Annotated in this window: 19 protein-coding genes; 9 read left to right on the forward strand and 10 right to left on the reverse strand. The window is 44.1% G+C overall.

Annotated features, from left to right (window positions below; all coding sequences use genetic code 11):
* Nucleotides 1–41: 41 nt before the first annotated feature.
* Genes amaB through ppk1 form a run of 4 tightly spaced genes read right to left on the reverse strand, consistent with a single transcriptional unit; the run spans nucleotide 42 to nucleotide 5,545 of the window.
* Nucleotides 42–1,565 (reverse strand): L-piperidine-6-carboxylate dehydrogenase, encoded by a 1,524-nt coding sequence (gene amaB, locus MD536_RS02335; protein WP_239595356.1) that lies wholly within the window; start codon nucleotides 1,563–1,565, stop codon nucleotides 42–44.
* A gap of 55 nt (nucleotides 1,566–1,620) precedes the next feature.
* Nucleotides 1,621–2,436, reverse strand: coding sequence for a 3-methyl-2-oxobutanoate hydroxymethyltransferase (panB, locus tag MD536_RS02340; RefSeq protein ID WP_239595357.1), 816 nt, complete (start codon nucleotides 2,434–2,436; stop codon nucleotides 1,621–1,623).
* Between the two features lie 60 nt (nucleotides 2,437–2,496).
* On the reverse strand, nucleotides 2,497–3,384 hold the full coding sequence (locus tag MD536_RS02345) for a Ppx/GppA phosphatase family protein (protein ID WP_239595359.1): 888 nt from the start codon (nucleotides 3,382–3,384) through the stop codon (nucleotides 2,497–2,499).
* A 22-nt stretch (nucleotides 3,385–3,406) separates the two neighbouring features.
* Nucleotides 3,407–5,545: a polyphosphate kinase 1 gene (gene ppk1, locus MD536_RS02350; protein ID WP_239595368.1), complete on the reverse strand. Its 2,139-nt coding sequence runs from the start codon at nucleotides 5,543–5,545 to the stop codon at nucleotides 3,407–3,409.
* 226 nt (nucleotides 5,546–5,771) lie between these two features.
* Here ppk1 and rpmB point away from each other — a divergent pair, with 226 nt between their 5' ends.
* The 4 genes from rpmB to ftsY all read left to right on the forward strand — a co-directional run bounded on the left by rpmB (nucleotide 5,772) and on the right by ftsY (nucleotide 7,594).
* Nucleotides 5,772–6,008 carry a 50S ribosomal protein L28 gene (rpmB, locus tag MD536_RS02355; protein ID WP_239595370.1) on the forward strand — a complete coding sequence of 79 codons (237 nt, stop codon included), beginning with the start codon at nucleotides 5,772–5,774 and terminating at the stop codon, nucleotides 6,006–6,008.
* 48 nt (nucleotides 6,009–6,056) lie between these two features.
* Nucleotides 6,057–6,239, forward strand: a complete 183-nt coding sequence (rpmG, locus tag MD536_RS02360; protein ID WP_039132552.1) for a 50S ribosomal protein L33 — start codon at nucleotides 6,057–6,059, stop codon at nucleotides 6,237–6,239.
* A gap of 42 nt (nucleotides 6,240–6,281) precedes the next feature.
* The gene (locus MD536_RS02365) at nucleotides 6,282–6,455 is read left to right on the forward strand and encodes a DUF4295 family protein (protein WP_234865845.1); all 174 of its coding nucleotides are present in this window, start codon (nucleotides 6,282–6,284) and stop codon (nucleotides 6,453–6,455) included.
* Between the two features lie 176 nt (nucleotides 6,456–6,631).
* Nucleotides 6,632–7,594, forward strand: coding sequence for a signal recognition particle-docking protein FtsY (gene ftsY / locus MD536_RS02370; protein ID WP_239595372.1), 963 nt, complete (start codon nucleotides 6,632–6,634; stop codon nucleotides 7,592–7,594).
* Nucleotides 7,595–7,609: 15 nt separating this feature from the next.
* On the opposite strand, the gene MD536_RS02375 is transcribed toward ftsY, so the two are convergent.
* Nucleotides 7,610–8,113 (reverse strand): hypothetical protein, encoded by a 504-nt coding sequence (locus tag MD536_RS02375; protein WP_239595374.1) that lies wholly within the window; start codon nucleotides 8,111–8,113, stop codon nucleotides 7,610–7,612.
* A 115-nt stretch (nucleotides 8,114–8,228) separates the two neighbouring features.
* Between MD536_RS02375 and rimO the strand changes: the two genes are divergently transcribed.
* Together rimO and MD536_RS02385 are read left to right on the forward strand one after the other, a co-directional pair.
* Nucleotides 8,229–9,545, forward strand: a complete 1,317-nt coding sequence (gene rimO, locus MD536_RS02380) for a 30S ribosomal protein S12 methylthiotransferase RimO (protein ID WP_239595376.1) — start codon at nucleotides 8,229–8,231, stop codon at nucleotides 9,543–9,545.
* Nucleotides 9,546–9,560: 15 nt separating this feature from the next.
* Nucleotides 9,561–9,965, forward strand: a complete 405-nt coding sequence (locus tag MD536_RS02385; protein WP_239595379.1) for a c-type cytochrome — start codon at nucleotides 9,561–9,563, stop codon at nucleotides 9,963–9,965.
* A gap of 16 nt (nucleotides 9,966–9,981) precedes the next feature.
* On the opposite strand, the gene MD536_RS02390 is transcribed toward MD536_RS02385, so the two are convergent.
* Complete coding sequence (locus MD536_RS02390) at nucleotides 9,982–12,162, reverse strand: xanthine dehydrogenase family protein molybdopterin-binding subunit (RefSeq protein ID WP_239595381.1); 2,181 nt, start codon at nucleotides 12,160–12,162, stop codon at nucleotides 9,982–9,984.
* Nucleotides 12,163–12,223: 61 nt separating this feature from the next.
* Nucleotides 12,224–12,892 (reverse strand): DNA alkylation repair protein, encoded by a 669-nt coding sequence (locus tag MD536_RS02395; RefSeq protein ID WP_239595383.1) that lies wholly within the window; start codon nucleotides 12,890–12,892, stop codon nucleotides 12,224–12,226.
* Between the two features lie 79 nt (nucleotides 12,893–12,971).
* On the opposite strand from MD536_RS02395, the gene MD536_RS02400 reads away from it, so the two are divergent.
* Entirely contained in the window at nucleotides 12,972–14,384 is a 1,413-nt protein-coding gene (locus MD536_RS02400) for a glycoside hydrolase family 140 protein (protein ID WP_239595384.1), read from the forward strand.
* Here the strand turns inward: MD536_RS02400 and MD536_RS02405 are convergent.
* Nucleotides 14,374–15,633 carry a sterol desaturase family protein gene (locus MD536_RS02405; RefSeq protein WP_239595387.1) on the reverse strand — a complete coding sequence of 420 codons (1,260 nt, stop codon included), beginning with the start codon at nucleotides 15,631–15,633 and terminating at the stop codon, nucleotides 14,374–14,376. The two genes, MD536_RS02400 and MD536_RS02405, sit on opposite strands and share 11 nt — an antisense overlap.
* Nucleotides 15,634–15,694: 61 nt before the next feature.
* Between MD536_RS02405 and MD536_RS02410 the strand changes: the two genes are divergently transcribed.
* Both MD536_RS02410 and bshC read left to right on the forward strand, forming a co-directional pair.
* Nucleotides 15,695–16,942, forward strand: coding sequence for an NAD(P)/FAD-dependent oxidoreductase (locus tag MD536_RS02410; RefSeq protein WP_239595390.1), 1,248 nt, complete (start codon nucleotides 15,695–15,697; stop codon nucleotides 16,940–16,942).
* Nucleotides 16,943–17,005: 63 nt separating this feature from the next.
* Complete coding sequence (gene bshC, locus MD536_RS02415; RefSeq protein WP_239595392.1) at nucleotides 17,006–18,664, forward strand: bacillithiol biosynthesis cysteine-adding enzyme BshC; 1,659 nt, start codon at nucleotides 17,006–17,008, stop codon at nucleotides 18,662–18,664.
* Nucleotides 18,665–18,732: 68 nt separating this feature from the next.
* Here bshC and purE read toward each other — a convergent pair whose 3' ends face one another.
* Nucleotides 18,733–19,260 carry a 5-(carboxyamino)imidazole ribonucleotide mutase gene (gene purE / locus MD536_RS02420; RefSeq protein WP_239595399.1) on the reverse strand — a complete coding sequence of 176 codons (528 nt, stop codon included), beginning with the start codon at nucleotides 19,258–19,260 and terminating at the stop codon, nucleotides 18,733–18,735.
* A gap of 41 nt (nucleotides 19,261–19,301) precedes the next feature.
* Nucleotides 19,302–20,618, reverse strand: coding sequence for a TolC family protein (locus MD536_RS02425; protein ID WP_239595403.1), 1,317 nt, complete (start codon nucleotides 20,616–20,618; stop codon nucleotides 19,302–19,304).
* Nucleotides 20,619–20,633: the final 15 nt, after the last annotated feature.

Below are 20,633 nucleotides of genomic sequence, written 5' to 3' on the forward strand. Positions count from 1 at the left end.
TGCCGCTTGCGTAAATTTTGCATCCTGTTAAATGGATATTGTTAAAGATCAAATTTAATACCTTGAGCCAGAGGCAGTTTTGTGGTATAATTAATAGTGTTGGTCTGTCTGCGCATATATGCTTTCCAGGCATCGGAACCACTTTCACGTCCACCGCCTGTTTCTTTTTCTCCACCGAATGCTCCCCCGATTTCAGCCCCACTGGTACCGATATTCACATTGGCGATGCCACAATCACTTCCCGCAGCACTCAGGAATTGTTCCGCTTCCCGGAGGTTGAGTGTCATTATTGCTGAGGATAAGCCCTGAGGAACCCCATTTTGAAGGGCGATTGCTTCATCAATGGTTTTGTATTTCAGCAGGTATAAAATGGGGGCAAAGGTTTCGTGCTGCACGATCTGGTAATGATTTTCAGCCTCAGCAATACAGGGCTTTACATAACAACCACTTTCATAACCTTCTCCTTCCAGTACACCTCCTTCTACTACAAAGTTGCCACCCTCTTTTTTACAGGTCTCGATGGAGTTGAGGTATTGTTGTACGGCATCTTTATCAATCAGCGGACCAACATGATTTTGCTGGTCGAGCGGATTTCCAATCCGTAATTGTTTATAAGCATTTACCAGTTTGTTCTTGAAAGTATCATACACCGATTCATGAATAATCAATCTGCGGGTAGTAGTGCAACGTTGTCCGGCTGTACCTACAGCTCCGAACACAGCACCAATAAGAGACATATCCAGGTCTGCGTCCTGAGTGATGATGATCGCGTTATTGCCTCCCAGCTCCAGAATACTTTTACCCAATCTGGCACCAACTGCTGCTCCGACGGCTTTACCCATACGGGTGGATCCGGTGGCAGATATCAGCGGGATGCGGGTATCATGGCTCAGCCATTCACCCAAATCACGACCGCCATTTACGATGCAGCTAACACCTTCGGGTACATTGTTCTTTTTGAAAACTTCATTGATGATGTTTTGACAGGCGATGGAGCAAAGCGGGGTTTTTTCAGATGCTTTCCAAATGCAGACATCACCGCACACCCAAGCCAGTGCTGCGTTCCAACTCCAGACTGCTACCGGGAAATTAAAAGCGGAAATAATTCCAACAATACCCAAGGGGTGCCATTGTTCATACATACGGTGACCGGGTCTTTCACTGTGCATGGTCAGGCCATACAATTGACGTGATAAACCTACTGCAAAATCGCAGATATCGATCATTTCCTGCACTTCACCATATCCTTCCTGCAGGCTTTTTCCCATTTCATAAGATACCAGTTTGCCCAGGTTTTCTTTTTGCGCCCGAAGTGCTTCACCCACTTGCCGAACAATTTCTCCTCTGCGGGGAGCCGGCCACTGTCTCCATTCCAGAAAAGCAGCACCCGCCTGCTTAAGAATGGCCTCATAGGCAGCTTTGTCGGTGCTTTGTACAGAACCTATCAATTTACCGTCAACGGGTGAATAAGACGAGATGGATGGGCCGGTTGATTCAAGCCAGTTTGTTCCGGTAGAGCTGCCAATATTTTGAGCATCTACCCCAAGTGCGCGTAAAAATTCCATTGCAAGCTGTTTTAGCCGGCAAAGGTACAGTTTTCCCGATCAGTATGAGGTGACCTCAGTATTGTTCCTGTTCATTGGGGAAATCACCGCTGCGTACATCCTTCACGTAATTACCAACTGCTCCCAGGATCTGATCGTGCAGGTTCAGGTATTTCCGAAGGAAGCGGGGGTTAAAATCATTGTTGATGCCCAGCATGTCATGCATTACGAGTACCTGTCCATCACAGTGGTTGCCTGCTCCGATACCGATAGTGGGTATGGTAAGTGATTCGGACACTTCTTTCGCCAGAGTGGCTGGAATTTTTTCCAATACAATAGCAAAACATCCGGCTTCCTGCAATAGCAATGCGTCCTTTTTCAGTTTTTCAGCTTCGGCTTCTTCTTTTGCTCTTACTGTATAAGTTCCAAATTTGTATATGGATTGCGGTGTAAGTCCAAGATGCCCCATTACAGGTATGCCTGCATGAACAATCCTCCGGATACTCTCTGCCACTTCCTCACCTCCCTCCAGTTTAATGGAATGGCCGCCGGTTTCTTTCATGATTCGAATGGCACTTGCCAGTGCTATATCAGAATTTGACTGGTAAGATCCGAATGGGAGATCTACCACTACGAGTGATCGGTTTACCCCTCGTACCACACATTGTGCGTGATAGATCATATGCTCCAGTGTAATGGGAACGGTTGTATCATGGCCAGCCATTACGTTACTGGCAGAATCACCTACCAGCAACACATCTACCCCTGCTTCATCAAAAATCCGGGCGAAAGAATAATCATAAGCCGTAAGCATGGCTATCTTTTCTCCTGCAGATTTCATTTTCAGCAGGGTATTGGTCGTAACCTTTTTAACTTCTTTATGAACCGACATGAAATACTGGTATTATAAATTGAATATTGATCGTTCCTCTCACTTCTGACGTCTGACGTCTCACGTTTCACGTTTCACTTCCTCATAGAGGATATGCACCAACCCATCTGCTAAACCAATTTTAGGAACAAAAATTTCCTTTGCATCGGCCCATCTCATCACATTGATGTAAATACTAAGGGCGGGAACAATAACATCCGCACGGTCTTCCCGCAGATTGTAGAGCCGCATCCGTTGTGATACGGTGAAACTGCTGAGTTCGCGGTGATAATCTTTTAGAAGTTCCAGTGGAAGTGATTTGCCATCTTTCTTCTTGGACATAGAGAATATTTTGTTGATATTCCCACCGGATCCTATACAGGTAACAGATTTTGCTCCTTTAGTGAATTGGCGGATCGTTTCCTTCATGTCTTCCCAATGCGCTTCTGTTACCTGATCTTTCAGGATACGGATCGTTCCTATGTTGAAGGATTTTTTGTACGCCAGTTTACCTTCGTTGAAAAAGGTTAATTCTGTACTACCGCCACCTACGTCAATATAAAGATAGGACTGCTCCTTATCCATATTCTCAGCAATATGATTTTCGTATATGAAGGAGGCTTCCTGATCGCCGGAAATGATTTCAATCTGGATACCGGTTTCTTTTTTTATATGATCAATGATCGCCGGACCATTACTTGCATCCCGCATCGCAGAGGTAGCGCAAGCTTTATAATGTTGCACACCGTAAACATCTATCAATGCCCGGTAGGCACGGATGGTTTTGATAATATGCTCTTCTTTTTGCGGAGAGATTGTCTGATTTTCAAAAACATCAAACCCTAACCTGAGCGGAACCCTGACCAGGTTTAACTTGTTAAAACGTTCATTGCCCTGGTCGTCTGTGATTACCTCTGTTATCAGTAAACGTGCGGCATTACTTCCAATATCGATAGCGGCTAATTTCAAGGCTGCTGATTTTCAGAAATACTTATGTTTCGGTTGATTCGATTGCAGACAGTTGATTGAGACTGTCTGTAACTTGCTGGCGACTTCGCTTGGATTGAAGGTAGTTGTATTGTTCCACTTGTGACCTTACTTTTTTCCCTTTGTTTATGACATATTGGTTTTGCAGGTGATTGTCCAGTACCCTCGCTTTCACGTTATCATCCAGTTGAATTTCCAACATGTTTTTCAATACTTTTCGAATATCCGGATCAAAAATCGGACAAGTGATTTCTACCCTGTGATCCAGGTTGCGAACCATCCAGTCGGCCGAAGATATATAAACTTTCTCTTTGCCTCCGTTGTGAAACCAAAACACCCTTGCATGCTCCAGGTATTCATCTACGATACTGATCGCCTGCACGGGTTTCCTATATTTTTTGCTCTCTGAATACATGCAGAAAATACCTCTTACAATCAAGCGTACCGGCACACCCAATCTAGCCGCTTCATACAATTTTTCAATCAGCAATTCGTCGGATAGCGAATTCATTTTGAGTGTAATTCCGCTTGGTTTTTTTTTCTTTGCTGCCCTTATTTCATGGTTAATAAGTTTAATCAGTTCTCTTCTGAGTGTACCGGGACAAGGAATCAGCGATTTACAGCTTTTAAGAATGTCAGGTGAAGTGCGATGTTTCTCGAGGTACAAAAACACGCGGTTAATATCCGCCATAATACCCCGATGAGCTGTCAGCAGGCAATGATCTCCATAGATAGTAGCCGTACTTTCATTCATGTTGCCGGTACTTACGAATCCGTATTGGATGGTCCGGTTATTGATTCGTTTGCGGATAATGCAACATTTCGCATGTACTTTCATGTTAGGTATGCCGATCAGTACGCGAACACCTTCCTCTTCCAGTTTTTCCTTCCATTCCAGATTGGCTTCTTCTTCAAATCTTGCCCGTAGTTCCATCATCACGGTTACTTCTTTCCCGTTTCGGACAGCATTGATCAGGGCATTAATAATTTTGGAATTGGAAGCCAGTCGATAAGCGGTGATCTTGATCGACACCACATCTTTATCAATAGCAGCTTCCCTTAAAAGATCAATCACCGGGTTAAAGGAATGGTAGGGAAAATGCAGCATAATGTCCTGCTCCAATACGATATCCGTTACCCTGGATGTGCCTGCCAGCAGGGGATGCTGGAAGGGTTTTTTCCGTTGTGATTTTTTGCTGAAGACATTTGGAAAATCCATAAAATGGCGGAAGTTGTGAATGCGCCCTCCCGGTATTAGATTGTCTTTACTGGTCAGGTTCATTTTGCGCATCAGAAATTCCAGCAGTGCTGCATCCATCTCTTTTTCATAAACGAATCGTACCGGTTTTCCTCTTCGACGGTTCTTTACGCCTTTTTCAATTTTCTGAATCAGCGTAGTGGATACATCATTATCAATATCAATTTCTGCATCCCTGGTCATTTTAAAAATCCAGGATTCGAATTTTTCATAACCAAAATAAGAGAAAATAGAAGGTAGATTAAAACGGATGATATCTTCCAGCAGGATGATGTGTTTTTCACCATCGGGGGAGGGGAGCTGAATAAAACGGCCAACAGCTTTTGTCGGTATTTCAATCAAGGCATATTTGCGTGCAAAATCGGCAGATTTCCGGCTCATCAGTACGGCGAGAAATAGTGACTTATCGCGTAAGTAGGGAAAATTCGGAACCTGATCAATCATAAGGGGGATGGTATTTACCCTCACTTCTTCTTCAAAAAACTGTTTAACAAACTGCTTCTGTTCACGGTTGAGCTGTTTTTCTGTGATCAGGAATATTTTTTCTTTTCTCAAATCGGACTGGACCATTCCCCAGATCCTGTTGAACTCATGTTGCTGCTGCAAAACCCGAATCATGATCTCTTCCAGGATTTTTTCCGGTAAGATTTCGAGGTGCATATTCAGTTTGGCCTTTTTTGTAGTACCCAGCTCAATCATACGCTTCAGAGTGGCTACTCGTACCCGGAAAAATTCATCCATATTGTTGGAGAAAATACCCAGGAATTTAATGCGCTCCCGTAATGGGTTGGTCGGATCTGCTGCTTCCTGTAAAACCCTGGCATTAAAGGCAAGCCAGCTAATATCCCGGGGTATCGTCTTTCTTTTTCCATCCATATCTGTCATAATCAGCCATTTATATCCAAAATTCAGGATCTGGCAGATGTACCCAAATTAAGGAATTGTTAGCGAACCAACCGTTGGCTAAACTGGTTATCTAAAGGTAACCTAATAGAAACCTCATGGAAACCTCATGGTTACCTCATCCAAACCTGGCTTTTTATTTTTTTAGTTTTAGTTTTGATTTTATTGAGATTTACTCCTACCTTTGCCGTCCTAAATTTTGACAGTCATGGCTAGAATATGTCAGGTTACGGGTAAGACTCCGATCACTGGTCATCGGGTATCTCACTCAAATATTAAGACAAAGCGCAGATTTTTACCAAATTTGCTGACAAAGCGGTTTTATATCGCTGAAGAAGATAAGTGGATTACATTGAAACTGTCTGCTGAAGGACTGCGGACCATCAACAAAAATGGTCTGTATGCAGTAGTAAAGGAATTGAGAGCAAAAGGAGTTAAAATCTAAAAGAAATTAATTGCCGCTTCGGTGGCGATCCTTATAAAACGCATTACAATGGCAAAGAAAGGTAACCGAGTTCAGGTGATTATGGAATGTACCGAGCATAAGACCAGTGGTCAGCCTGGTACCAGCCGTTATATCACCACCAAGAACAAGAAGAACACTCCCGAGCGTCTGGAGTTGAAAAAGTACAATCCCATTCTGAAGAAAGTGACTGTACATAAAGAAATCAAATAAGACGCTTAAACCTGATTTACAAATTTTCTAATTTATTATACCATGGCAAAAGCAGCAAAAACCGCGATCAAGACCAAAGACCAGAAGGCAGCAGCTGAAGCTAAGAACTGGACTAAAGTGATCAAGGCTGTTCGCAGTCCTAAGACCGGTGCCTATACGTTCAAAGAGGCGATCGTTCACAAGGACAAAATCAAAGAATTCCTGGGCGAAAAATAATTCCGGGTACTTTTTTACCTGATGAGCTGTTCTGATATCCGGAACAGCTTTTTCTGTTTTATCCAATTCCTGTTCAGAAGCTATTCCTGAAAAACCGGCTGGGAGTCTTACCTTTGGCATCCCACTATGGGAAGGCATATGCCTAACATTACAACTACCACTTTACAATATCGGATATGGGTTTTTTCGACAAATTATTTGGGAAGAAAGAAAAGGAATCGCTTGACCAGGGGTTGCAGAAAACAAAGGAAAGTTTTCTTAGCAAAATCACCAAGGCGGTTGCTGGAAAAAGTTCAGTGGATGATGAAGTGCTGGACAGCCTGGAAGAAGCACTGGTTACAGCAGATGTAGGAATCGAAACCACTGTTCAGATTATTGAGCGAATCGAAAAAAGAGTATCCCGCGATAAATACCTCAATACCTCGGAGCTCAACAATATCCTACAGGATGAAATCCGCGCCGTATTAGTGGATGCTCCGGAAAGTAACTCTTACTCCTTCCAATCAGATCTTCCCAATAAACCTTATGTAATTCTGGTAGTTGGTGTGAATGGCGTAGGGAAAACCACTACTATTGGAAAGCTGGCTTATAATTTCAAGAAAGCAGGAAAATCGGTTTTACTGGGGGCTGCTGATACTTTCCGTGCTGCTGCGGTTGACCAGTTAACCATCTGGAGTGAAAGGGTAGGAGTTCCAATTGTAAAGCAGGATATGGGTTCTGATCCGGCTGCCGTTGCATTTGATACAGTACAAAGTGGTGTTGCGCGGGGTACGGATGTCATTATAATTGATACAGCTGGTCGCCTTCATAACAAAGCTCACCTGATGGATGAGCTTGGCAAAATCCGGAGGGTTATTCAGAAAGTAATTCCGAATGCTCCACACGAAGTGCTGCTTGTATTAGATGGTTCAACCGGACAAAATGCCCTCGAACAGGCTAAACATTTTACTGCTACAACAGAGGTAAGCGCACTTGCCATTACCAAACTGGATGGAACCGCAAAAGGGGGAGTGGTACTGGCCATTGCCAACCAGTTCAAAATACCCGTGAAGTTTATTGGAGTAGGTGAAAAAATGGAAGACCTCCTGGTTTTCGACAAACACGAATTTGTTGATAGCCTCTTCAGCCTTAATTCCTGAGGTCTTCCTGGTAGTTTAGAAGGTGAATCTCACCGCTGCTCCGCCCCATACATCCATATGCGGACTTCCAACCAGTTCAACATAAGGCTGGATATCCAGGCTGATGTTGATGGGAGCACCTTTGAATTTATAATCCAGGCCTAACACACCATCTACTCCGAGAGAAAAATCGCCTTCTTCGTAATAATAGTAACGATCTCCCCGACGCTTGTAATAGCCCCAGCGATCATTGTACACCCCGGTATGGAAACCCGGACCTGCATACCATTTTAAACCTGGTGCGCCATTTATATCGCCGTGAAATTCATAAAGCCCGGTGAAACGAAATCCGTGGTTCCAGAAATAGCCAATTCCCTCCAGTGCCCTGTTGTTTTTGACAAAATGTTTCACAGTAATACCTGCTGGCCATAACTTAACTCCCAGTGCTGTGCGATACGTACTTCCCAATGATTGTGCCTGTGTTTGCCCTGCAATAGCTAGCCCTGCTACTATGCAGGCTGTAGTTATCCATGTTTTCATACAAACGGTTTTGCCGCTAAAACAAAAAATTATGCCAAACTGTTTTGCAGCAAGGGAACCGCCCCTTTCCCCAGCGAGGGGAAAAGCGTAACTTCGCGCCTTATTAAAATAGTACATGAAAGCCAGAACGCTGAAGAAGGACAAAGTGAATATCATTACCCTGGGTTGTAGTAAAAACATGGTGGACAGTGAGGTGCTCAGCGGTCAGTTGCTTGCCAATGATATCCAGGTAGTGCATGAAAACGCAAAACTGGATCATAACATTGTAGTGGTCAATACCTGTGGTTTCATTGATAAGGCCAAGGAAGAATCCATCAATACCATACTCGACCAGGTTGCCCTTAAACAGAAAGGCAAACTGGATAAAGTGTATGTTACCGGCTGTCTTAGTCAGCGTTATCGGGAGGATCTTGAAAAAGAAATCCCTGAAGTGGATGCCTGGTTCGGCACCATGGAACTGCCACTGATTTTAAAAGAGCTGGAAGCAGATTACAAGGCTGAGTTGCTGGGAGAGCGTATGCTGGCTACGCCAAAACATTATGCTTATCTGAAAATTTCGGAAGGCTGCAATCGCACCTGCTCTTTTTGCGCCATTCCACTGATGCGGGGTGGTCATATTAGCCGGCCGATTGAAGATCTGGTAAAAGAAGCGGAATCCCTGGTTAAAAAAGGCGTGAAGGAAATCATGCTGATTGCGCAGGAACTGACCTATTACGGACTTGATCTCTATAAAAAAAGACAACTGCCGGAGCTGCTGCATCAATTGGCTGCCGTGCCTGGCATCGAATGGATCCGCCTGCATTATGCTTACCCATCCAAGTTCCCAATGGAAATCCTGGATGCTATCAAAGCCCATCCCAATATCTGTAATTACCTGGATATGCCTCTTCAGCACGCTTCCAACAATATGTTAAAAGCCATGAAGCGGCAGATTACAAGAGAGGAGATGGAGACACTCATTGCTGCTATACGTGAACAGGTGCCGGGAATCTGTATCCGGACCACCCTGATCACCGGATTCCCGGGAGAAACCAGGGAGGATGTGGAAGAACTGAAAGATTTTTTAAAGCGGATGCGGTTCGACAGAGTGGGTATATTTACCTATTCACACGAAGAAAATACTACGGCTCACGACCTGGAAGATAATATCCCGGCGGAAGAGAAAGAGGCGCGTGCGCAGGAAATTATGGAAGTACAGCAGGAAATCAGCCTGGAAAAAAACCAGGAAAAACTGGGTCAGATTTTTAAGGTAATAGTTGATAAAAAAGAGGCAGGTCGTTATCTTGGAAGAACGGAATTTGATAGTGTGGAAGTGGATAACGAAGTGGTGATTAATACCAGTGAAAAACTGGTACCCGGGCAATTCGTTCAGGTAAAAATTACCAAAGCCTATGATTACGACCTTGAGGGTGAACTGATTACTAAAATCTAGCATAACCAAACGCATATGAAAAAAATTGCTGTTGCATCCGTACTTACGTTGAGCGTAATAACACTTTCTGCCTTTGTTCAGAATCCAAAAGAAGCCAGTATAAAACGCGGTAAAGAAGTGTATGACAACAATTGTATGAGTTGTCACCAGGAAAACGGGGAAGGAATTGAAGGAAGTTTTCCTCCACTTGCCAAATCTGATTATTTCCAAAAGGATCCGAAAAAAATCATCACAGTTATTCTGAATGGCCTAAATGAAGAAATAAAAGTGAATGGTAAAACCTACAACATGATGATGCCCGAGCAATCTTATCTTTCAGATGAAGAGATTGCCGATGTTACCAACTATGTTGCTAACAGTTGGGGAAATAAATCCAAAGCAGTTTTCACTCCAGCCCAGGTAAAAGCGGCGCGCAAATAAATCAATCTGCCGTTGCTTATGCTTCCGGCAGATTGGTCAGCGAAAAAGGAAGTTTACGAATGCGCTTTCCCGTTAAATCATAAATCGCATTACACAAAGCAGGTGCCAGCGGAGGCAGACTCGGTTCTCCAACGCCACCTGCTTTTTCGTCGTTCTCCATGATGATCACTTCAATTTCAGGCGTATCCTGTATTCTTGATAAGCGATATTGATGGAAATTGGTTTCTACTGCCTTGCCATCCCTGAAATTGGTGGCATGTATGGTAGCCGCACCCAGGGCCATGATTACACTACCTTCCACTTGCTGTTCAATAATGGTTGGGTTTACATACCAGCCGCAGTCAATCACCACTGTTACCTTATCCACTTTCACGCCATTCTCTCCGTTTTTGGATACCTGCACTACCTCTCCGATGATGGAACCAAAACACTCGGCAAATGCCACACCATATCCCTTGCCCCGGTTTTCCCAGTTCGTTACCTCCTTTACTTTATCGATCAGTTTATGGTAACGGTCATGGTTATCCCATATATGTGCTTTTCTGAATGCCAGCGGATCTTTTCCTGCAGCAACAGCCATCTCATCCCAAAAACTTTCAAATGCAAAAGCATTGGTGGATGAATAAACAGATCTCCACCACATCACAGGCACAGGCGATTCTGTTGGAATATCAGCAAAGCGATAATTTGGTATGCTTTCAAAATACGGCTCCAACCAACCTTCTGTTGTGCTGCGATTGTAATCCATTTTATCGGGGTTGGGCGACCATTGATGGTCCATGTTTTGTCCGGCCAGTTTGATCTCCAGCGCATTTATGCGGTCACCCTGTAAAACTGCCCTGCATCCATAAATACCACCCGGACGGAAAGGTCCCTGGGTCATATCATCTTCCCTTGTCCAAACCACCTGAACCGGTGCATTGATCGCTTTGGAAATAGATACCGCTTCAGCTGGGTAATCGGTAAATGCTTTTCTGCCAAATCCACCACCCAGAAACGTCATATTTACTTCCACTTTTTCAATGGGCAGTTTATACCGCGTGGATAAATCCGACTGGATCCAGTCGGGCCCCTGGATAGGTCCCCAAACCCGTATGCCTTCTGAAGTATAATGAGCAGTACAATTCAGGGGTTCCATCGCACTATGACTTTCATAGGGCGTTTCATAAATGAGGTCCAGTTTTTTCTCTGCCTTATCAAAAAACCGAACCGGATCTCCCAGCGCTTTTTGTGGAAGTCCTGGTTTAGCCAGATCTTCCTTCATTCGTTGGTAAAGTGATTCTGTACTAAACTGTTCAATTCCGGAATCGTCCCATTCAATCTCGAGCAATTTTTTTGCTTTCAAAGCTGCCCAGGTATTGTCCGCAATTACTGCTATACCTTCACGGGTCCCTGAAAAAACAGGCATTTCCACTTTGATTACATTAATCACTCCTTTGACCGCTCTGGCTTTTTTGTCATTGAAGGACTTGACTTTTCCATGGAAGCGTGGGCTGCGTTCCACTGCAGCATATTTCATTCCGGGTAAACTGACATCAATTCCAAAAACCGCCTTACCGTTTATTTTATCGGGATTATCTAACCTCGCAACCGGCTTGCCAATGTATTTGTAATCTTTTCTTGCTTTTAATTTTACGGATGCAGGAGGAGTTAAGCCGGATGCTTTTTCCACCAGTTCGCCATAACCCAATTTTTTTCCAGTGGGTCGATGAATTACCTGACCTTCCGATGCATAACAGGTTCCAGCGTCCACCTGCCAGGTTTGGGCTGCTGCGGTAATTAACATTTCCCTGGAAGCAGCACCTGTATTCAGGAGTGCTTTAAATGACCCTCTTACAGTTGAGCTGCCTCCCGTTATCTGGCTGCCGTATTTGGAGGGGTGGCCTTTAGCGAATTCAACCTTCACTTTTGATAAGTCAACTTCCAGTTCTTCTGCCACAATTTGCGGAATGCTCTGGTAGGCGCCCTGGCCCATTTCGGCACGGTGACTAAAAATCGTTACAAGGCCTGTTTTGTCGATTCGTATCCAGGCCGTTAGATCAATTCCCGCACCTGCTGCATCGGCTGTGCTGATAATGGTTGGTTTTCCATTGGCAAGTGCTGGCATAAAATAACCGATTGTCAATGCAGCTCCGGTCATACCGGAAAGTCGAAGAAAATTTCTCCTGCTGAGTGAAGAAGAGGACTGGTCGCTCATATTCAGTCGATTTAAATTGGTACTGAAAAGTTACTGATTCTACTGATTTGTTTCTTACCGTTTATCCAGCATGTTTTAAGGCTTCCCTTTTGGCGAGCCCATGAATGCCTGTTGCTTCAACAAAAGCTTCCACTTTCTTTGGTGCAACACGGTAATATTGCCGGAGGGACCAGCCGATGGCTTTTTGAATAAAATATTCCTTTTTCCCCTTCAGTTCGTTGATGGCCCAGAAAAGAAAATCAGGGTCTGTCTTTTCTTTATAAAACAATTGAAAAAGGAGAGCCGTCCGGTTTTTCCAGATATTATCGGCTGCAACCCATTTTTTCATGATACTCCGATCGGTTTGATGCTGCAAACAGCCACCTATTAATTTGGCCGCAATATAATCGACAGTATCCCACCAGGATTTATCCGTTACCAGAGAAAGGAAGAACTTTTCTGCTGCCGGATTCCATTTTTTACGTCCCGCATAGAGCAATTCCATCGCCACATATTGATATTCGCGTTCCGGTAATTTCCAAAGTTCAGCAGCATACTGAAGAATGTCAGCCATATCCAGTGTTTTCGCCGCCTGAATAAATGGCTTTGATAACTCTTTCCGGATCGGTTGGTTTATACCCAGGTATATAAATTTACCCTTCATGTAGCGGGCCATTTGCTCTGCTTTTTCAGGATCCCTATGAAATTCCATGGCCTCCTGCAATTCTTTTACTGCCGTACTGGTTTTCATTTATTTCTTTGGATAAGATTACAATTAAGATAGTAATTCTATCGTTCTATATGTATTTTACCGCGATAAACTCCGGTTGATGAATAAAATCCAATACCCGATCCTGCTTTTATTGGCAGTGCTGTTTTCAATTTCCGGCTTCTCCCAGCATCAATGGAAGCACGGCAGATTGAGAGTGAGTGCAGACGCACATTATCTTGAAACTACTAACGGTCGCCCGTTTTTCTGGCTGGCCGATACCGGATGGGAGTTGTTTCACCGACTCAGTTTTGAAGAGATCGTACAATACCTGAATGATCGCCACAAAAAAGGATTTAATGTGATCCAGGCCGTTGTTCTGGCTGAACAAGATGGACTTACAAAGGTAAATCGCTATTCTGCCTTGCCGCTTTTTCAGAACGATCCGCTTAAGCCTAACCCAAAATATTTTCAGCTGATTGATACCACCATCCGTATGGCAGCTGAAATAGATATGTTTGTTGCGCTTCTGCCAACCTGGGGTGATAAGGTATCCAAAGAATGGGGAAAAGGCCCGGTTATCTTCAACGAGCGAAATGCCTATCTCTATGGTAAATGGCTGGGAAACCGGTACAGAAATGATGAAAACATTATCTGGATGTTGGGAGGCGATCGCCTTCCTGTAAAGGATTCCAATGACTTCAGACCCATCTGGAGAGCAATGGCCCGGGGAATACAGGAAGCTACTGACTACAAAGCGTTTATTACCTATCATATTTCGGGTGGAGAATCCACTTCCAAATACCTGCACAAAGAAACCTGGCTGAACATGAATACCATGCAAAGCGGTCACGGCAGCGGCCATGATGTGCCTGTGTGGAAATGGATTGAGCGCGATTTTAATCTCCCTTCGCCAAAACCCACCCTGGATGCAGAACCGAATTATGAAGATCACCCGGTGGATCCCTGGCCAAAATGGGATGAAAAAAAGGGGTATTTCACGGAATATGATGTACGTAAGCAATCCTATCGGTCGGTATTTGCTGGCGGATGCGGAGTTACCTACGGCCATCATGGTGTATGGCAGTTTTACAGCGAACGCGAAGAGCCTATCACGTATGCAGACTGGAGCTGGACGGCCGGAATGGATCGCCCAGGTGCCTACCAGGTAGGTTATCTGCGCAAGATCGTTGAATCACGTCCATACCTTGGAAGGGTATATGACCCTAAGATGATTGTAGAAGGACAAAGCCAGAAGAATTCCGAATTCATCACCGCATTTCGTGGCAAGGACAATGATTTCGCCATGATCTATATGCCGGTCGGTAAGACAATCAAAGTGGATACCCGTTTCATGAAAAGTTCGGATGTCAAGATCTGGTTTGTGGATCCAAGGATCGGGCATGTTGTGCGAGGTATATCTACCTATCGCAAAGATGTGCTTGAAATCAAGCCTCCCACCCTCGGTGTCGGTCAGGATTGGGTAATCGTTCTGGATAACCCCGATTCACAATACCGCCCTCCTATGGAGTAAGAGAAGGCCGTGATTGCTGCTTCACAAAATAATATACTACCAGGGTTGAGCCGATAAAATAACTTGCCAGTAAAACCGGCAGGAAAGTTCCAAGTGAACTCAATCCAAACCAGTCTCGCTGGTAATAAAGGATGGATAAGCCCAGCAGGTTTTTCGCAACTTCCCAGTAAAGCGCATCTCTATGGTTGTCCATGAGTTCGGTATAGGCGTAAACCATCAGGAAAATAAACAGACCGTAGAGAAATATTCCAGGTGAACCTATCTGTGCTATATAACCGAAAAGATAACTGATCAGCAAGAGGCAAATCAGAATCTGAAACCAGCTCCACGATCGTAAAGTGGCAGGAACAACCGGTTCATATTTTTCAAAATGATAAGGGTCTTCAATTTTAAAAACCGGGTATTTTTCTTCCACATCTTTTGGTCGCCAGCCTGTTGGCATCAGCCAAATCCGGAATTTATCTTTCCAGCTTTGAGCTCTCCAGGCATCCTGGATCAGCAGCCATAAATGCATGAAATTAATCTTGATGGGATTCCAGGTTCTCACCGGTCGGGTGATGCCATATACTGCAGGAACCGAATCCAGTTCTTCCTGGTAGGTGCCAAACAGTTTATCCCAAAAAATGAAAATCTGTCCATAATTCTTATCCAGGTATTCGGGATTCAATGCATGATGCACCCGATGGTGGGAAGGTGTTACAATGATTTTTTCCAGCCATCCCATTTTGTTGATATGCTGGGTATGATACCAGAATTGCGCGAATAAATGAAGTGGAGCAACTACTGCCACCACTTGTTCCGGTACACCGAAAAAAGCAGCCGGTAAGAGAAATATGGTGAACAATTTCACAATGGAGGATATACTTTGCCGTAGAGCGCAGGCCAGGTTAAAGTCTTCACTACTATGGTGAATGATATGATTGTTCCAGAAAAAATTATACTCATGTGCGATGCGGTGTGTCCAGTAGCCGGCAAAGTCGAGTGCTATAAAAGCAATAACATAGGTAGGCCATCCATCCGGAACCTTGACAATCGCAAGATGATCTGCCAGCCATCCATAACTGATAATTGCAATACTTAAACCCAATACATCTTTGGTAACATTAGTGATGCCTGAACTAAGGCTCGAGATCATGTCCATCGTACGTACGGTTTCTTTACCCTTTCTCCATCCGTACCATTTTTCAAAAAGAACAAGCAGTAAAAAGACCGGCATAGCAATCAGCAATATCCTTCCGTAAGTTTCCATGTGCAGGAATCGTTTCTACTAATTTAGGCAATTCTGTACATTCGTTGCATTTTGTCAAACTATGAAAGCAATCATCATTGGAGGGGGTATAGTGGGACTAAGTTCAGCGCTGTACTTGCGTCGTTCCGGTTGGGAGGTTACAGTAATTGACCGGAACGACCTGAGCGATAATTGTAGCTATGGCAATGCAGGATATGTATGTCCATCGCATTTTGTACCCCTGGCAACTCCGGGTATCATCAAACAGGGGTTCAAATGGATGTGGAATAGCAAAAGTCCGTTTTATGTTCAGCCCCGGCTTAGTAAATCACTGATCGACTGGGGCCTGCTGTTCATGAAATCTGCCACTCCGGAGAAAGTGAAAGCGGCGGCCATTCCCCTTCGGGATATCGGGCTGCTAAGCCAGCAGGCGTATCTTTCCTGGCAGTCAATTCCGGGGATTGAAATGGCCTATGAGCACAAGGGGTTGATGGAATATTTCCAGACTCCTGAAAAAGAGGAACACGCGCATCATTTTTGCGAGGATGCCCTGAAACTGGGATTGGAAGCAGAGCTGCTCAGTTATGAGCAGGTACAGGCTCTGGAACCACAAACCCGGCTCAATATAAAAGGAGCACTCTGGTTCAAATGTGATGCTCATTTGTACCCTAACAAAGTTATGATCAGCTTGCGCCAATACCTGTTTGCAAATGGCGTGGTGTTTCGTTCGAATGAAGAAGTAACTGGATTTGATAAAAAAGCAGGAACAATTACGCATGTTCGAACTACCAAAGGGGTATACGAATCAGATAAAATAATACTGGCAGCTGGAAGTTGGAGTCGTGAATTGGCGGCGCAACTGAATACCCGCCTTCCCATGGTTGGTGGAAGAGGTTACTCTGTTACACTGGAAGATTCACCCAATAAACTCAATCATCCTGCCGTATTGATGGAGGGCAGGGTAGCGTTAACTCCCATGGATGGAAATAAAATCCGTTTTGGTGGCACTATGGAAATAACATCTCTGAATAAACCACCCCGGTTAAGCAGGGTAGAAGGTATATTAAATGCCGTTCAGCGTTACTTCCCCGATTTTCAATTACCAAGGGCCGAAGAGGCAAATGTGTGGTATGGTTTCCGCCCCTGTTCGGCAGATGGCCTACCTTATATAGGGAGAAGTTCCAGTTATAAAAACCTCTTATTTGCCACAGGGCATGCCATGGTTGGCATGAGCCTGGGAGCAGGTACGGGACAGTTAATCAGTGAACTGGCGAATGAAGAGAAACCCTCTATGGATTTGAGGCCATTTGATCCCGAACGATTTAACTAGGTTCGGTTCATCGAATCCTAACAAGGATTTATAACTTTATTGTCAGCAACTTGTTCTATCTGCGTGGAACTTCGTGCTTCTTTTACACCTGATTATAATAACATGACCCATACAACCAGTCAGTCTTCTGTTAGTAGTCTGCCGTATGCAGCCACCGGATTTTATAACGATATCGTACTGGATTATGTAAGTGGAGATGAAAAACTTCGTCCATTTTATCAGCATCCTGTTAGCTGGGAGGGTGTGGATGCAGCAATGAAAGCACGTGCCCTGGCTCCTGTGAACCGGAAGGTACTGGTGGAAGCATTGGAACAGCAATACAAATCGGCCGGACTAAATGGTGATGCAGCAGTTGATTCGGCAATCCAATTATTGGCACAGCCCACTACCTATACAATTTGTGCGGCGCATCAGCCCAATATTTTTACGGGATATTTATATTTCATATATAAAATTCTGCATGCGATCAGGCTTGCTGAAAGTTTGAGGGATCGTTATCCAACGTCCTCTTTTGTACCGGTTTTTTATATGGGCAGTGAGGATGCAGACCTGGATGAACTGGGAAAAATCAATCTGGGCGGGGAGAAGCTTGTTTGGAATACAAATCAGAAGGGAGCTGTTGGACGTATGCAAACAAAAGGGCTTGAACCTTTACTTCAACGAATAGAGGGGCAACTTTCTGTTCTTCCTTATGGTCCGCAATTAATGGAACTGCTACGAACAGCTTATCTTGGTTCAAAGGATATACAAACCGCCACCTTCCACCTGGTGCATGAATTATTCAGGCAATATGGATTGGTGGTGCTGATCGCTGATCAACCGGATTTAAAAAGAATCATGCAGCCGGTATTTGAAGATGATCTCTTTAATCAAACGGCATCTGCCATAGTAACGGATACGGTTAGTCGCTTAACAACTTCCTATAAAGTACAGGCCAATCCTCGTTCCATTAATTTATTTTATTTGAAAGATGATATCCGAAACCGGATTGAAAGAACGGAGAATGGGTTTGCGGTAGTAGATACCGGAATTGAGTTTACAGTGGCGGAAATGAAAAACGAGTTGGAGCAATTTCCTGAACGGTTCAGTCCGAATGTAATCCTTCGTGGTTTGTACCAGGAAACGATTCTACCCAATATCGCTTTTATAGGGGGTGGGGGAGAATTGGCTTATTGGCTTGAATTGAAAGAGTTGTTTCAGCATTACAAAGTTCCCTATCCTGTTCAGGTGTTGCGTAATTCATTTTTACTGGTACCGGAAAACCTGGCGGCCAAAATTGATCGCATGGGCTTTACCCTTCCTGATTTTTTTCAGCCAACGGATGAATTGATGAATCAACTGGTGAAACGTGATAGTTCTGTACAGGTGCATTTAAGTTCAGAGTTGCGTGATTCGCAAGCCTTTTATCAGCATCTTCAAAACCTTGCCGGAAAAATAGATACCACGTTGGTGCCCCATGTGCAGGCATTGGAAAAACAAATGCTGCATCGGTTAAAGGAACTGGAGAAAAAAATGCTTCGTGCTGAAAAAAGAAAATTCAGTGATCAGTCGCGCCAGTTACAAGCTATTCGAAACATCCTTTTTCCCAATAATGCATTACAGGAAAGAGTAGAGAATTTTCTGCCTTACTATGCGCAGCATGGGCCGGCATTTATTGATAAAATCTATTCTGAAAGCCCGCCATTGGAACAGGCATTTAGAATTGTGAAGTATGAATTGTGAAGTATGAATTAGAACCTAACACGTAATCCTGATTCTCAATTCATACTTCATAATTCTCACTTCTTACTTCATAAATCATACTTGTTGGGGTTTCCGTTTTGCTTTAGTTTTTCCACTTTTGCCAATACTTCTGATTCGAGTTGTTGCTTGTAGGCAGTTACTTTATCACCAATAGAGCTGTCAAAGGCACCGATCATGGTAGCGGCGAGAATACCTGCGTTTTTAGCTGCATTAAGGGCGACCGTTGCTACCGGTATACCATTTGGCATTTGAAGTATAGATAAAACGGAATCCCATCCATCGATGGAATTAGATGATTTGATCGGAACACCTATTACCGGAAGGGAGGTGATGGAAGCTACCATTCCAGGAAGATGCGCTGCGCCACCTGCTCCTGCTATAATAATCTTCAGTCCTCTTTCTCTTGCGGTTTGCGCATAACTAACCATTCTGAGCGGGGTCCTGTGAGCAGAAACCACGGTCAGTTCATAGGCAATTCCAAATTCAGTTAAAATATCTGCTGCAGCCTGCATAATGGGAAGATCAGAATCGGATCCCATAATGATGCCTACCTGTGGATTGGTGGAAGTTGACATATAGAATGGCGGGTTTTTGTTTGCGCAAAGAACCGGAATTTCTAGTATTCAGTCACACCTTTTAAGCGCATTAATTCAATTTCAGCCAGTTTGGCATTGAATCGGGCTGCGATCAGCCGGTTATAACCATCTGCCAGGCTGATTTGTGCTTCTCTTAATTCAAGGTAGGTGCTAACTCCCTGTTTGAATCGTTCCAATGCGATGAATACATTTTCCTTGGCCAGTAGTATGTTATCCTCTTCCAGGGCCAGGTTCTTCTTTTGCAACTCATAATCGCGAAACGCATTGTTGATCTGCACGTCCAGCAGCGTACGGGTATTATCCAGTAACAATTCCTGCTGCATGATACCGATCCTGGCTTGTTGTTGCAGCCGTTTGGCATTCAAGCCATTCAGTATTGGTAAGGTTACACTAAGTCCGTAATTAAAGCCCAGGTTTCGGTTGAAGAGCGGTGTAAAGTTATTGATAACAGCCTGGTTGGTCAATCGGTTCAGGTTATAAGCCGAATTGAAACTGACAACAGGATATCTGTCTCCAACCCTTTCTTTATATACCAGTTTGGCAATATCGATGTTTTTGCGGGCCAGAAGTAATTGCGGACTTTGATTTTCCAGATCGGTCCGGATTTCATCGAGCGTAAGATCCTGCCTAATAGGGATGGAATCCACTACCTCGTACACAGCGTTCTTATCGAACCCAATCAATTGGTTAAGCTGTTCTTTTAATTGTTCTATTAAGGTGTTTTGCTGGTATTGCGAGGCGGTAAATGCATTCAGATCTACTTTGGCCTGCAATAATTCTGGTTTTGCTCCAAGTCCAACACTCAATTTTTTATCAGCCAGCTTCACTCTTTCCTCGCTGATACTCTTTTGTTCTAGAATGGCTTTCAATTGTTGCTTTTGGCGAACAATATTATAGTAATTGCTGATCACCGCTGCCGTTGTATTCACCACCTGGTTACGCAATGAGAGGATGCCCAGTTTTTCAATTTCGGCTACTCGTTCCCGTGTTGCGAACATCTTGAATCCATCGAATAACGTAAGGTTCATGTTAAGGGATGCCTGCAGGGTACTAGAACGCAATCCCGAAGTATCTCTCTTTGAACCATTGGCCAATTCCTGTTTTTGGGCATTGGTATTCCAGACTTTGGTAGCTGTACCATTGAATCTAGGGAGAAAGGCGGCCCATGCATAATCGTTGTCCAATGCAAAGGAACTGGAGTCGTTTTTTGCCAACCGGATATCATAATTATTCCGGAGTGCGAGGTCTACGGCTGCATCCACTGTCAGCACCTGCTGTGCCATGCTTTGGTTCAGGGAAAGAATAGCAAGTAGTATTAAAAGTAAGCTGCGTGTCATAAAACTGTTCGATTG

The sequence above is a fragment of the Flavihumibacter cheonanensis genome (assembly GCF_022352215.1).
GTDB lineage: Bacteria > Bacteroidota > Bacteroidia > Chitinophagales > Chitinophagaceae > Flavihumibacter > Flavihumibacter cheonanensis.

What these genes read in the sequence shown, in the direction of transcription:
- amaB (WP_239595356.1), bottom strand. Translation starts at nt 1,565, where the DNA reads ATGGAATTTTTACGCGCACTTGGGGTAGATGCTCAAAATATTGGCAGC.
- panB (WP_239595357.1), bottom strand. Translation starts at nt 2,436, where the DNA reads ATGTCGGTTCATAAAGAAGTTAAAAAGGTTACGACCAATACCCTGCTG.
- ppk1 (WP_239595368.1), bottom strand. Translation starts at nt 5,545, where the DNA reads ATGACAGATATGGATGGAAAAAGAAAGACGATACCCCGGGATATTAGC.
- rpmB (WP_239595370.1), top strand. Translation starts at nt 5,772, where the DNA reads ATGGCTAGAATATGTCAGGTTACGGGTAAGACTCCGATCACTGGTCAT.
- rpmG (WP_039132552.1), top strand. Translation starts at nt 6,057, where the DNA reads ATGGCAAAGAAAGGTAACCGAGTTCAGGTGATTATGGAATGTACCGAG.
- MD536_RS02365 (WP_234865845.1), top strand. Translation starts at nt 6,282, where the DNA reads ATGGCAAAAGCAGCAAAAACCGCGATCAAGACCAAAGACCAGAAGGCA.
- ftsY (WP_239595372.1), top strand. Translation starts at nt 6,632, where the DNA reads ATGGGTTTTTTCGACAAATTATTTGGGAAGAAAGAAAAGGAATCGCTT.
- MD536_RS02375 (WP_239595374.1), bottom strand. Translation starts at nt 8,113, where the DNA reads ATGAAAACATGGATAACTACAGCCTGCATAGTAGCAGGGCTAGCTATT.
- rimO (WP_239595376.1), top strand. Translation starts at nt 8,229, where the DNA reads ATGAAAGCCAGAACGCTGAAGAAGGACAAAGTGAATATCATTACCCTG.
- MD536_RS02385 (WP_239595379.1), top strand. Translation starts at nt 9,561, where the DNA reads ATGAAAAAAATTGCTGTTGCATCCGTACTTACGTTGAGCGTAATAACA.
- MD536_RS02390 (WP_239595381.1), bottom strand. Translation starts at nt 12,162, where the DNA reads ATGAGCGACCAGTCCTCTTCTTCACTCAGCAGGAGAAATTTTCTTCGA.
- MD536_RS02395 (WP_239595383.1), bottom strand. Translation starts at nt 12,892, where the DNA reads ATGAAAACCAGTACGGCAGTAAAAGAATTGCAGGAGGCCATGGAATTT.
- MD536_RS02400 (WP_239595384.1), top strand. Translation starts at nt 12,972, where the DNA reads ATGAATAAAATCCAATACCCGATCCTGCTTTTATTGGCAGTGCTGTTT.
- MD536_RS02405 (WP_239595387.1), bottom strand. Translation starts at nt 15,633, where the DNA reads ATGGAAACTTACGGAAGGATATTGCTGATTGCTATGCCGGTCTTTTTA.
- MD536_RS02410 (WP_239595390.1), top strand. Translation starts at nt 15,695, where the DNA reads ATGAAAGCAATCATCATTGGAGGGGGTATAGTGGGACTAAGTTCAGCG.
- purE (WP_239595399.1), bottom strand. Translation starts at nt 19,260, where the DNA reads ATGTCAACTTCCACCAATCCACAGGTAGGCATCATTATGGGATCCGAT.
- MD536_RS02425 (WP_239595403.1), bottom strand. Translation starts at nt 20,618, where the DNA reads ATGACACGCAGCTTACTTTTAATACTACTTGCTATTCTTTCCCTGAAC.